We start from the raw sequence: 13,092 nt of genomic DNA, 5'->3' as shown, positions 1-13,092 counted from the left end.
AAATGGTTTTTTATTGGTAATTATGCCGTATCAGGGAATAAACTCCGGATGCTGATCATTTTTCGTTTTGGCTGTTCACCAGGTTTAACTTGCTTGCCTTTTGCTTTTGGTTCAGGTGCTCCCTGCAATATCAGCCCCTTCATGAATAACGCCCAAGAACTAACCACGAAAATCTCAAAGAAATTTCTCTGTTTCTCCCAAAGCGTCTTTTTCCGTTTGTTAGCCGTCAGCGCTTCATTAAATAAGGGGCAGGAAAGTTCGACAATTTGATCAATCAGAAAGGCAAGAAACATCAGACAGGCAAGATTGCTTGACAGATTATCTTCACCATGACCAAAGTTGTGTTCCAGACTGTAACCCAAATTCTTCAGTGTATTAAACGTTTCATTTTCAATTAACCACCTTGCGCGTCCTCCTCGCATGATTTTCATGCAACACATATGGTTGTGAATTGGCAGATTGGTTACCCAGCTATTGAAGTATTTTACTTTCCCATCCGGATCCGTTTCCACATAGTCCACGTAATTGACTATAAATTCAGGGTGTGACTTATTTAGTGGAGCACCATTTACGTAGCGAAACGAGTGCCGATGCCCCCGTTTGTCCGTATAAGTGAATCGCCGAACTTGGCCTTTCCGGTCCAGATCATCAATGCTTTCCAGCAATGCCTTATGATCCGTGTCCTTGGCAACAGCGATAAAATGGTGACCATAAGACCGGATGAGTTTAAGGGTTGGTCCCTTGGAATAGAGACCATCTAAACCCAGCACCAGTTTAAGGTGATAGTGTTCCCTGGCAAGGTCTTCCAGGATGCGTTCAAGGGCACGCACTTCGCAGTCATTTTTGGAAGCATCTTTTTGTTGGGTAATCGGTTCAGGCATTAATGGAATAACCGTTTTCAATCCTGGCTTTACAAGACAGATTGTTGATAACTGATGATAGTAAATGGTTGTTTTTTTAGGGTTGTCAGCGTTTTTTGTGCAACAGTTTTTACAGCTGATGGACTTTGACGTAAAGGTTTGTGTTCCATCAATGGGAGCCAGGTAGCCCTCTTTAAAATACTGGAACTGTTTCAATTTCCCACGCCGCTGACAATAAGCAAGACAGGCGAGAAACAGTGGACGAATATGTTTTGTCTGAACGAGGTCAATAGTTGATCTCAGGTAGGTATCACAAGGTATGTGTTCAACGTGATACAAACTCTTGGCATTTTCTTTAATTGTTGGCTGGTCTCGTTTGTCATCGCAGGTCAGTAATGATGCATTTTTATTATGAAAAACACCAAGGCCATACATAAAAAAATCGGCAATGGAAATATTTGATGAACGCCCTTTTTGTGAGCGAGGGTCAGGAATCTCTTGAACTTTTTCAAAAACAATATCAATGAGGTCAGAGGTAACCGAATGATTATGAGAGGAAGGCATATGACACTGTGTTGGTATTTTGCCAAAAATATCCTCTATTCTAGACTGCGTAGCTGAAATTGTCCCGCAAGCTTCCAACCCTTGGTAGCAAAGGGATTTTAGTTATTGCGGGAATTACTGGGTTTAAGCGGAGATGCCACCAACCGAAAGCAGGGGCAACCGGATTTAGATCAAGCCCTTGAGCTACTGAACAAAACACCTTATTCCGGCTATGTTGCCTTTAAAGGTTGAAAGTGAATAAATTCCAAAATCTTGTTGGCCAACCGATCAGCTGTTAAAGCATTAATGCCAGTTAGAGCCCTTCGCCAGCCCAGGTAATGTGACAGATATTTTGTTGCAACTCCGTGAAAAATCCCTGTAATCCACTGCTTCAAGTGGCTGTGATATGCATTCACACGTTGCAGGTGAAAAACACCTTCTATAACCCGTATTCCAGAGGATGACACCAGTTCTTTAAAGGTGAACCCCAAGGTTCTCGCAAGCTTCTCATGTGCAAGGCTTGCATCGGCGCATACGACTGCTTCAATATTTATTCGACCGTTCAAATGACGACAAAGCTCGTCTGCACTCTGATTCTCCAGAATGCCATCAACCGTCTGATTATCGCGGTCTCTGGCTACCATGACCGGTATTTGGCGACACTCTGTCTTCTTATCATTACCCCGCTTCCTGGCAGCTCTTGGAAGACCTTTCTTCTGACCTTTGAAGGATTCACGGAAGAAAGTTTCATCCAGTTCTGTGATGCCACTAAGCTCCGGTGCCTGGTCGTGCTCAATAGCCTGTAAAAATCGATGCCTCCAACGGAATGATGTTTTCAATGAAACGCCGCATTGCTTGGCAGCCGGGCGAAGCGTCAAAGAGTAAGTCATCCCCTCAAGATACTGCGGCCAACGCTCAGGATGTCTTAAACGGGCCAGAGGCGTTTTGGAAAAAGAGTTCAGGGTCTTTCGACAAGACTTGCACCGGAAACGTTGTCGTTGGTTCCGCATCCCCCAGCGTTGTAGGTCTTCTGACCCGCAGTGAGGACATTTTGGAGCCCGGACAAAACTATCTTCGATAGACTTGGCAATATCGGAAGGAGAATTCTGCTCTGACAGAGCGTTAATAAGTGTATTTCGCTGCTGGCTGGATAATAACGGTATAGCATTAAGAAGGTCTTGAAACTGTTGGGACTGCATAACAGAATCTCCCATTACATGGTTTTACGACAGTTTAGACCCATCAACCCATAAGGGAAACATAGCCACCTTATTCCAGTATCAACAACGCCACAGGGCTCAAGCTGGATACAGACGATAAGGGGGCTCAGTTTCTCTCCATACTGGGTGCCGAGGATTCAGTATTAGGCCGTTTACCCATGACAGAGGTTGAACGGCAGCTATCCAACCTGAACAACTACACCACCCGCGAAAGAACAGAAGTCACCCAGGGCAGAGAGGCAATTCTTAAGAGCAAGGAACTTGCTGAAGGTGCGGCCGCAGCAAGGGATCTTGCCACCAGTGATAATGGTATTCTGTCCATGGGGTACACTCTGGATGACAACAACCGATACACTCGCCCAAAGTACGACCCGAACACCGGAGAGTCAAAAGGCTTTGAGGAGTACAACGCAGTTAAGGAAGGGCAGAATGCCTACGATGCGTTTATGGCAGAGTATGGGCCAAGGGAGGCCAGCAGTGGTGTAGTCTATGATCCGAACTTCAAAAATACCCAAACCGCACCACAGTTTGGCGGCTATGGATTGGGGTTTTCCACCCGCTACAGAACAGAACCAGAAACCACCACAACTCAGCCAGGCTATGACGATATTATCCGGTTAGCCAGGCAAGCCGCTGGTGGTGACAACGCAGCAAGCCAGTCAACAAGTGAACAGCTACCAGCACCAGATCAAACAGGTAAAACCAAAGCTGATGTTCTGGCAGAAGCCAACCGCATACGACAGCAGGCAGGCGAAGCAGCCCAAACCAATCAGCAAGGTTACGGTTCTGTTATGGGCGAGATCGGTCAACACGTTGAGGGCAAGTGGGACAGATACCAAGCCAACATCATTGCTCAGGGGCGCTATGGTACTGGTATCAACAATGAGCAAGCCGACGCTATGGCTGCATTCTTTGCGAAGAATCAGCGTTGGCCTGCATCCATGGAGGAACTGGAAGCATCCTACAAAATACCTGTAGGGCAACAGATCAGCACAAAAGGATTAGGAATACCGAACCCAATCAGCCAGTACTGAAAAAATCAGAGAGTCATTAAGCCATTAGCCGGGCATTACGCCCGGTTTTTTTTGCTTGCCACCAGTCACAGATACCGGAAAACTTTCCGACATCTCAGGCTATCGCACTGCATCACATCTAATCCGCAGAGAGTAACCAGCAACCCTTATCACTGGATTGCAGTACAATAGACCGGAAGCTGGGCGCATTGAGCCAGGATACACCCAATGACAAACATACACGGCATTTCTGATACGGAGTTTTATGGCAATCAAGTATCACCCCAAAGTGGGGAGTATTCTCATGTGCGACTTTTCACAGGGCTTTAAAGAGCCTGAAATGACTAAGAAAAGGCCTGTTCTGGTAGTCTCCAGCATAAGAAAGAGAGGTGGACTGGTAACAGTAGCCTGCATAAGCACATCAACACCGAACCCGGTTGAGCCCTACCATTACCTTTTACCCAAGGCCAGCATGCCCCGGATGAAGGAGTTTCAAGAGAAAGAAAGCTGGGTAAAAGCCGATATGCTCTACACCGTAGGCTTTCACCGGTTAGATCAAATCAGACTACCCACCAGGGGAGCCGATGGTAAGCGAATGTATTATCAGGACAGACTGGGTAGAGAGCAGATGCAAGCAATACGGAAATGTCTGTTAGCCGGTTTGGGTATTTCTTAACTGGCAAAATGCTGGGTTATGCTCTATATTTACCCATGTTCCCGCTCTGCATAGCATCGGGCTTTCGAGACTGCATTCAGGTACGTCCGGTGCAGCCAGTCTTGGAAATGGCGATGACAAGCTATCTAAGACTGCTGATCCAAGGCTCTATCATTCGTGGTAGGGCCTTTGTCATTTAAGGCCTTCAAGCTGGTGAACCACTGCCCGCAATTGCAGCGGAGTCAGTCGAACCAGATGGAGGCTTTTCTTTTTTGAGTCCAGTGTAACCAGCCAAAATCCTGACCCGTCAAAACATCGGGGCCCTGACTGATTAACCCGTTATTCAATGCCAATGCAGGGGGTGGGAACATTTCTCCCACCCTTAACCCAGACCCTGGGGAGTAGCGAATCGCGACGCCAGCCCGAAAACGGGCCCACCTAAACAAAGCAGATCGACGAGAACCCCGCACATCTTTCAGCAAGGCCAATCTACCCCGACCCGGGCAGATTGAAGCCAGGGCAATCAATCCATAACGGATAGATAGCTTTGGTTTTGTAGGTATCTCAATTCGCACCACTCCAGAAAACTCTATATCGAGAAAGGCATGTATGAGCCTGTCAGCAGCAGGTTTAAGCCATTACCCAATGGTACGCAGTTCGCACTATTGCGCACCGGCAAGCCACCAGCAGAAGCAGTCTGAAGTCATATAGCCGGTTTAGAAAAGTTCAGTCGGAAGCTATGGAATCAAGGATTGTCTGAAGTGGTAAGGCTAAAGAATACTGAGGGTAGTTCGCACTATAAGTTCGCACTCTGGTTCGCATTCAAAATGCTAAGTTATGTTAACTATTTCACAGCGGTACGCATTACGGTACGCACACTGGTAGCAGTAATGTACGCACCATATCTACGCACTACGCAGAGTTTCTACGCACTTTACGGCATGATTGCAGTAAAGCCCTACCCAACACCAGGCAGGATAAGCAAGCACTGATGTATAAAGCCCCCTGGCACCAGAGCAACAGGGGAGCAAGGGTGCATTCATCGTGCAGCCTGTCAGAGCCCGCACCCGCACACAGCATAGACCATGCTAATAGATCGGTCAGGATTCTGGCCCACCTTCAAAGCACCGTGCGAATGCTGGAGCCCGGAGCCACCAGCAGGGCCGGTTAGCTGTTACGCCGATTCTGTGTAGCAGGCCACCAGCAAGCCATTCATTACACCGGGTACTCGGAATATGTGCCCCCTTGAGCCAGAAGACAGCCAACAAACAGGAATCCTCAGGCTACACTTAACTGTGCCTTGGTACAGGCTGGCCAGCTACAAACGCCCAACCGGAGGGGGAACGGGAACATTAGCCCCAGATATACCGCCAAGGCTAACCCCTCCATCTTTCCCGTCAATCCAATCCCCAAGGTTTAAAGCACACAAGTGTACCTTTTCTGGCTCAAAGTGCGTTTTTGTACTTTCGCTGGCTACAAGGAATGTTGGCAAATGTTGTCATTGAGCAATGAATTAATTAGCCAGGCACGCGAAATCAGCGCGACGACCACGCGAGCAAGACGCGTGAATTTGAAGTGAGTAATTGAAAGGTAACAGCCGAATAGATGCCCGTTTAATTCGCTACCAGTCCGACAGAAAGAGGGCGCAAAAGTGGGCGCAAATAAGAATTTATAGTGAGTCAGTGAGTGAGTGCTTATCTTGAAAGCGTTGCTATACCTGGTGGGCCCAGAAGGACTTGAACCTTCGACCAACGGATTATGAGTCCGCTGCTCTAACCAACTGAGCTATAGGCCCTGAAGCGGTTGGATTATACGCATAGATTTACTCTGCCGCCAACCCTGTTATCGCCTTTTGACGGTTTTTCCTTACAGGCCCGGCTGATCACTGCCGACTCTATATAAGATCAGGAATCGGCTGGAAATATTCTGGATGCTTTCCCACCTTCTTCCATTTAAATGGGGACACTGGTTCGTTGCCGTGGTGCTGGCTGGCGACCTGGTGGTGGGTAAAGCGCTGGTGGATAGTGCCCGGGAACTCTACGGTGTCGCTGCCGCTGAACGGCTGACCCATTGGCAGAATCTGATGATCTACAGCAGGAAGCTGCCAGAACCCCGGAAGCTGGTTGAAGTGAATGACTTCTTTAACCGTATGCGCTTTGTGCATGATATTGACCACTGGGGGGAAGAGGATTTCTGGGCAACCCCGGTGGAACTGCTGGCCAGTGGCGCGGGTGATTGTGAGGACTTCTCCATTGCCAAGTATTTTACCCTTCGTGAGCTTGGCGTGGCCGATGAGAAGCTGAGGATTACCTATGTAAAGGCGGTTGAGCTTGATCAGGCTCACATGGTGCTCAGTTACTTCGCCGGTCCGGGGGAAGAGCCGTTGATTCTGGACAACCTGGTCAGTGAGATTCGTCCCGCCAGTCATCGCACAGATCTGGTTCCCGTTTATAACTTTAACGGTGACGGACTCTGGCTGTCCCGTCAGCGTGGTGAAGGGGTTCGCCTCGGTGAGTCCAGTAAGATAAAGACCTGGACTGAGCTGCGCCGACGGCTGCAGAAGTCGAACAGTCAGGGACGACTGAATGACGGGAGCAGCTGATGGCTTATCCTGCTTTCCCCGGAACTGAAAACGGACAGGGAGGCCACCATGACGCTACTTCGTGAACTGGCACTATCTTTAACTTTGCTGTTGATTCTGTTGTTTGCTGGCAGCTTCGTGCTGTCCGTCAATGATGCCCGTCATTACCTCCAGGAACAGTTGAACTCTCATTCCCAGGATACGGCCACCTCCCTTGGTGTTGCCATTGCTTCCGCCGGGGCTGGCAATATTGCCAGGATGGACTCGATGATTGATGCGGTTTTTGATCGTGGTTACTACCGGCAGATTCGTTTTACCGATATGTCGGGCAACGTACTGGTCAACAGTGAACACCCGGGAACGCTGGAAGGTGTACCGGACTGGTTTGTGAAACTGATTGACCTGAAAACTCCGGCAGTCACCAGCGAGATTAACAGTGGCTGGGTGCCCATGGGGCAGCTTCTGGTAGCCAGTCATCCGGGTTATGCCTACCGCAGTCTCTGGTCCAAGGTGAGCAAAGATGCGCTGCTGTTCGGTATCGGTTTGATAGTTGCCATGGTCGGATTGAATATGCTGCTGGGTGTGGTACTCCGGCCTTTAACAAGGATGGAGCAGCAGGCGAACCGAATCTGTGACCGTCATTTTGAGATACAACCCGAGTTACCCAAAACCAGAGATTTACGCAAAGTGGTTCAGGCCATGAACCGGATGGCAGAGAAGCTGGAAAAGGCGTTCTCTGAGCAGGTGGCTCTGACAGAAGAGCTGCGTCGCAAGTCGGTCAAGGATCCATTGACCGGATTACTCAATCGACGGGCCTTTAAGCGTCGGATGAAGACCGTGTTAAGTGAAGACATCGGTGAGGCGGGTGCCAGTCTGGTCATGATTCAGGTGCGAGGGCTGGAGGCGCTGAACCGGTCTCATGGACAAAAGTTTGTTGATGACCTGCTGGTGACCGTCAGCTATTGGCTGGGCAAAACCCTGTTGGCCTGGCCCGAAGCTTTTTCTGGCCGCTGGAATGGATCCGGTTTTAGCGTGTGTGTGCCCGCCTGCAATGTCGATGAAATCCGTAAGGTGACGGAACGGTTATTCAAGGTTCTGGTGGCCATGGAGTTTTTCTCGTCACCGGAAGGTAGCAATAACCTGCATATTGTCGCAGTGACCCACCAGGGGCGTTGTTCTCCGGAGCTGCTGCTGGAGCATGGTGATCAGCAGCTGCTGGAACAAGAGGCCCGGGTTAAAAATTGCTGGGATGTGATGGATATCAGTGGTGAGTCTGGTTATCCGTACATGGGATGGAGTGACACTCAATGGGTCGAAGCGCTGGAAGAGGTAATGGCAAAAGGCCTTATCGAGCTGTATGGCCAGCCCATTAAGGGAGTGGATGGTGAAGTAGCGTTTACGGAGGTACTGGCACGGATAAAGCTGGCTGGTGAAGTGGTGTCTGCCGATGCCTTTATGCCAGTGGTTGAGCGCTATGATCTGCATGGAGCCTTTGATCGGGCGGTATTTTTTGCCCTGACGGATTATATGGATGACCGGGATGACTATCGAACCTACAGCCTGAATATCTCACCTTACTCCCTGATGGATGATGATTTTTATCACTGGTTACTGGATGCCCTCAGACTGCGTCAGGATCTGGCCAGGCGTCTGATTCTGGAAACGGCTGAGCGCTCGCTTATGCTGGTGGGGGAGCGGGTTGCAGAACGGGTGGATACACTGGTGGCAACCGGTTGTCAGTTTTCTATTGATCATTTTGGTGTGTCCAGTCAGGCGCTGACGTTCCTGCAGATGATCAATGCCCATTACCTGAAAGTGGACGGCAGTTTTGCAAGACAGTTGACGTCCAGCTATGAGAATCAACTGTATATAAGAACACTGTCCATGATGGCTGAGTCCCGGGATATGAGTGTTCTCGCCCAGGGCGTTGAACAGGAAGAGGCGTGGGAGGCATTAAAACAGCTGGGTGTTGCTGGTGGTCAGGGATATTATCTGGGGCATCCCGAGTTACTCTGAATTGTTCAACGGCCATAGAGGGAACCTGATCATCATTTTGAGGTCAAATGGCGATATTTGTAGTTAACGTGTGCAGGGGGGGATTCTGAAAGCAACCACATCAACCCGCTCCCGCCCAAAGCCTGTCGGGGATCAACAAGCCGGTTCAAGCAGAATTCCTGGCAGCTCCAGTAGTAAATTCAACGGCAAAAAGGTTTCAAACCACCACTCCCGCACAGGTACCGCCATCACGCTGGATGATGGCAGGCGGATTGAGGATGCCTTTTGGCAGAAAAAACCATTACAAGGGCGTCCAATCAACACCGCTGATGTGCTTAACGCTTATGGAAAGGATAAAACATCTTTTAGAAGCGGCTGCTTCTTGCAGCAACTTTGCTTACAAAACATGCGACATGGCAATATCAAAGTGACCCCGGACCATGTTGTTCGGGAGCTCAGCCGAATGCCAGGGCGAAATGATAAGTGCCAAACAGCGATAGCACGCTTCAAAGAGGAATGTTGTCTGACGGGCCTCAGGTTGGATGGTCGGCTGGTCACACCGGAGATGGTGATTAAGGATTTCCCGGAGAGTCGGCAAGGCAAGTTGGGGATGGCGCGCTTTAAGGAACACTGTTGCCTGAAGGGCCTGTCCTTGAGAGGCCAGAAGATTGCACCGGATACGGTGGTTAAGGATTTTCAGGCAATCAATGCCACGCTGGAGCTGGCGCGTTTCAAAGCGGAATGTTGTCTGAGGGGGCTGCGGCTGAATGGCCAGCCGGTGACACCGGAGGCGGTGATCAGGGCTTTCCCGGACAACCTGATGGGCAAACTGGGATTGGCGCGCTTTAAGGAACAATGTTGCCAAAAGGGCCTGGCATTGAATGGCCAGCAGATCACAGTGGATGAAGTGGTTAAGGGTTTCCCGGACAGTCCGCAGGGCCAGCTGGCGCTGGCACGCTTTAAAGCGGATTGTTGCCTGACAGGCAAGATGATGAATGGCCAGCCGGTGACACCGGATGAGGTGGCTAAGGCTTTCCCGGCCAGTCATGAAGGCAAACTGGGGCTGGCGCACTTCAAAGAGACCTGTTGCCTGACAGAGCTGCTGCTGAATGGCCGCCGGGTCAGACCGGAGGCCGTGGTTAAGGGGTTTCAGGCAGTCAACGCAACGCTGAAACTTTCCTACTTCAAAAAGGAATGTTGCCTGAGAGGCCTGACGCTGAATGGCCAGCAGGTTGCGCCGGATGAGGTGGTCAGGGAGTTTCAGGCAGCCAAAGCAACGATGTCGCTGGCGCACTTCAAAATGGAATGTTGCCTGAGAGGCCTGATGTTGCATGGTCAGCAGGTCTTACCGGAGTCGGTGGTTAAGGATTATCGGGCAGCCAACGCACCACTGGGGCTGGCACGCTTTAAGGAAAAATGTTGTCTGAGAGGGGTGGCGTTAAATGGCCAGCAGGTTACGCCGGATGAAGTGGTTAATGATTATCAGGTCGCCAAGGCAGAAGCGGAGCAGGCGCGCTGCAACGCAGAGGCTCGCCTGAAGGGGCTGTCGATGAATGATCAGCAGGTCGAGTATCAGGCAACCAAAGCGACACTGGAGCTGGCGCGTTTCAGAGCGGAATGTTGCCTGAGAGGGTGGTCGTTGAATGGCCAGCAGGTCATACCGGCGGCAGTGGTTAAGGGGTTTCAGGCCATCAATGCACCTCTGGAGCTGGCGCGCTTCAAAGAGAATTGTTGCCTGAAAGCTCTGGCAGTGAATGGTCGGCTGGTCACAACAGAGGAGGTGGTTAAGGGTTATAAGGACGCTAAAGCACCACTGGAGCTGGCACGCTTTAAAGCGGAATGTTGCCTCAGAGGTCTGGCATTGAATGGTCAGCAGGTCACCACGGATGAGGTGGTTAAGGATTTTAAGAGCGCTAAGGCACCACTGGAGCTGGGGCGCTTCAAAGCAGACTGTTGTCTGCTGGGCCTGCTGTTGCATGGCCAGCTGGTCACACCGGATGAAGTGGCCAGGGATTTTCCGGATAGTCGGGAAGGCAGACTGGGGCTGGGGCGCTTCAAAGCAGACTGTTGCCTGAAAGGCCTGGTGTTGCATGGTCGGAAGGTTACACCGGATGAGGTGGTTAAGGGCTTCCCGGATAGCCCGGAGGGCAGGCTGGCGATAGCACGCTTCATGGAAATGTGTTGCCTGATGGAGCTGCCACTGAATGGTCAGCAGGTCACGCCGGATGAAGTGGTTAAGAGTTTCCCCAGTAGCTCAGATGGCAGAATAGGGTTGGCGCGCTTTAAGGAACAGTGTTGCTTTAGAGGTCTGATGTTGCAGGGGCAGCAGGTCGTACCGGATGAAGTGGTCAGTAATTTCCCGGATAGTCGGGAGGGAAAACTGGCGCTGGTGCGCTTTCAAGGGGCGTGTTGCCTGAGAGGTCTGGCGTTGAATCGTCGGCAGGTCACACCGGATGCCGTAGTCAAGGATTTTGAACGCGGTGGCTGGTTGCTCGAAAGCGCTATTTTTCAGACCCGGCTGGCATTGAATGCAAGAGAATTGAATGGCTCCTGTCTGGATAACGCGCAAGTATTGGCAGCGTTTAATGAAGCACCCGGAGATCATGCTTGCAGGCAGGCTGAGTTCCTGATGCACAGGTTGAAACAACATCAGTGGTTCGATGAAACCAACGAGGGTCAGGAGATCATTCAACAGGCCTGGCAAATATTAAACAGCGCACCGGTAAAAGATGAGCAGCATCGGCTGCAATGTATCCTGAAATTCATGGCGATGCAGCATGAGCTGTTGATTGATCAGCAGCGAGTGTCGGCAGAAGAGGTGCTGCAATCCATGAAAACACTCAGGAACTCATTTAAGAATAAACGCACGCATTTCTTCTTCCTGGCCCATTGCTATATCAAGAGACAGTCGGTTGATGGACAAACAATTCGCAGGGAGCATGTTCTGGAGTGCCTTCAGGGTTTTCCTGAAAGAAGCAAATTGCGCCATGCTTTAGGCCACTGGTTTGCACGATTCAGCCCTGAAGCCAATATAATGAATGAATTCCTGTTCAAACAGGAACGGGCCGCAGCCCCAAGGCGTAATAGTCCCCACAGAACCGCAGTCTCTGCCACTCAGACAGTTGCCACCAGTGCGGCTCAGGTGCCGAAGCAATGGTCCATTGAACCGGGTCTCCTGAACAGGCATCCGCAGTTCAATGCGCTAACACTACAAACACTGGAGATTATTCAGGAAGTCAATGGTTCTTATCGCAATCCCCCCATTCTGATTACCGGTTCCTACGCGCGTTTTTTACAGAACCGTTGCTCATCATTCAATGATATTGACATTATCTGTACGGCGGCAGAACCTGCCAGGACACTGTTTGACCGGCTGCAGGCACTTAACAGCGACAAAGCCTCGGAAATTCCCAAAAACATCGTCATCTGGGACGTTCCGGGATGTCCGGAGATTCAACTGCCAAAGGCCTACAATATTCATCTGAAAGACGGTGATTTGGGTATGAAAGCGATGGGGATTCAGGTCAGTATTGATGCGAGAGTCACCGATGGCAATGCCTCACGATGCGCTGTTCAGGTTCCTGGCGTTGAGAGGCTGGTGTGGTGTCTGTCGTTTGCCGAAGAAACCCGATTACTGAACAACACGCTGGAATATCTCGCGACAAACCTTGATCCACTGACCAGAAAATTGCAAAAGGGAGAGGTATTTTACCTGCCCCGAACCATTCTTTTTAACACTCCCGAAAACCCCGGGGAATATATTTATGGTTTGCTGATGCGCTCTTTGCTTAGTCTGCATAAAGCCAGGCAGTTTATCGATCTGCACTCTGAAGACAGACCCGGAACACCGATCCAGAATAAGTTGCTGCAAGAACAACGACAACAGTTGTATATGCTGACGGCCAATCTGCAAACAAAATTGTCTGGCCATGTTTGTCGCAGTGATTTTGAGCACAGAGTGAACAACTGGTTATCAACCACCCATCATGTTAATGAATATGAGTTCAAAAGAAGGGACTTTATTACGGCACTGCTGGCGATGATGCAGTCAGAATAAGAAAGGCGTGAACCTGATCATCATTTTGAGGTCAAACGGCGGTATTTATAGTCAAAGTGTGCAGGGCTCTATTCTGAACGCAACCTCATCAGCCTGCTCCTACCCAAAGCCTGTTGGTCGGTTGGGCCAACAAGCCCATTCAAGCGGAATCCGTGACCGCGCAGGCAG

The 13,092-nt window shown here is 50.3% G+C and carries 7 protein-coding genes and 1 tRNA gene; 5 read left to right on the top strand and 3 right to left on the bottom strand.

From position 1 onward, the window contains the following. Window positions 1-20: 20 nt before the first annotated feature. A complete protein-coding gene (locus ACO6UX_RS00120; protein ID WP_422443734.1) occupies window positions 21-1,424 on the bottom strand; it encodes a hypothetical protein in 1,404 nt (467 codons plus the stop codon). A 209-nt stretch (window positions 1,425-1,633) separates the two neighbouring features. Further along, on the bottom strand, window positions 1,634-2,602 hold the full coding sequence (locus ACO6UX_RS00115) for an IS1595 family transposase (RefSeq protein WP_422443732.1): 969 nt from the start codon (window positions 2,600-2,602) through the stop codon (window positions 1,634-1,636). 179 nt (window positions 2,603-2,781) lie between these two features. Between ACO6UX_RS00115 and ACO6UX_RS00110 the strand changes: the two genes are divergently transcribed. Continuing rightward, window positions 2,782-3,657, top strand: a complete 876-nt coding sequence (locus ACO6UX_RS00110; protein ID WP_422443731.1) for a hypothetical protein — start codon at window positions 2,782-2,784, stop codon at window positions 3,655-3,657. Window positions 3,658-3,901: 244 nt separating this feature from the next. Continuing rightward, window positions 3,902-4,312, top strand: a complete 411-nt coding sequence (locus ACO6UX_RS00105) for a type II toxin-antitoxin system PemK/MazF family toxin (protein WP_422443729.1) — start codon at window positions 3,902-3,904, stop codon at window positions 4,310-4,312. Between the two features lie 1,697 nt (window positions 4,313-6,009). On the opposite strand, the gene ACO6UX_RS00100 is transcribed toward ACO6UX_RS00105, so the two are convergent. Next, window positions 6,010-6,086 (bottom strand) — tRNA-Ile (locus tag ACO6UX_RS00100). 135 nt (window positions 6,087-6,221) lie between these two features. Here ACO6UX_RS00100 and ACO6UX_RS00095 point away from each other — a divergent pair. The 3 genes from ACO6UX_RS00095 (at window position 6,222) to ACO6UX_RS00085 (ending at window position 12,924) form a co-directional block, all read left to right on the top strand. Next, window positions 6,222-6,893 carry a transglutaminase-like cysteine peptidase gene (locus ACO6UX_RS00095; RefSeq protein WP_422443727.1) on the top strand — a complete coding sequence of 224 codons (672 nt, stop codon included), beginning with the start codon at window positions 6,222-6,224 and terminating at the stop codon, window positions 6,891-6,893. Between the two features lie 48 nt (window positions 6,894-6,941). Beyond that, window positions 6,942-8,888 carry a bifunctional diguanylate cyclase/phosphodiesterase gene (locus ACO6UX_RS00090; RefSeq protein ID WP_422443725.1) on the top strand — a complete coding sequence of 649 codons (1,947 nt, stop codon included), beginning with the start codon at window positions 6,942-6,944 and terminating at the stop codon, window positions 8,886-8,888. A gap of 70 nt (window positions 8,889-8,958) precedes the next feature. Further along, on the top strand, window positions 8,959-12,924 hold the full coding sequence (locus ACO6UX_RS00085) for a hypothetical protein (protein WP_422443723.1): 3,966 nt from the start codon (window positions 8,959-8,961) through the stop codon (window positions 12,922-12,924). The last annotated feature ends 168 nt before the right edge of the window (window positions 12,925-13,092 follow it).

This window comes from Endozoicomonas sp. ALB091 (assembly GCF_049310265.1).
Classification (GTDB): domain Bacteria; phylum Pseudomonadota; class Gammaproteobacteria; order Pseudomonadales; family Endozoicomonadaceae; genus Endozoicomonas.
Note: the sequence above shows the minus strand (reverse complement) of the source record. Positions and strands in the feature narration are given on the sequence as shown.

Excerpts from the sequence above, each read along its gene's own strand:
- ACO6UX_RS00095 (WP_422443727.1), top strand. The coding sequence starts at position 6,222 with ATGCTTTCCCACCTTCTTCCATTTAAATGGGGACACTGGTTCGTTGCC.
- ACO6UX_RS00105 (WP_422443729.1), top strand. The coding sequence starts at position 3,902 with ATGGCAATCAAGTATCACCCCAAAGTGGGGAGTATTCTCATGTGCGAC.
- ACO6UX_RS00120 (WP_422443734.1), bottom strand. The coding sequence starts at position 1,424 with ATGCCTTCCTCTCATAATCATTCGGTTACCTCTGACCTCATTGATATT.
- ACO6UX_RS00090 (WP_422443725.1), top strand. The coding sequence starts at position 6,942 with ATGACGCTACTTCGTGAACTGGCACTATCTTTAACTTTGCTGTTGATT.
- ACO6UX_RS00115 (WP_422443732.1), bottom strand. The coding sequence starts at position 2,602 with ATGCAGTCCCAACAGTTTCAAGACCTTCTTAATGCTATACCGTTATTA.
- ACO6UX_RS00110 (WP_422443731.1), top strand. The coding sequence starts at position 2,782 with ATGACAGAGGTTGAACGGCAGCTATCCAACCTGAACAACTACACCACC.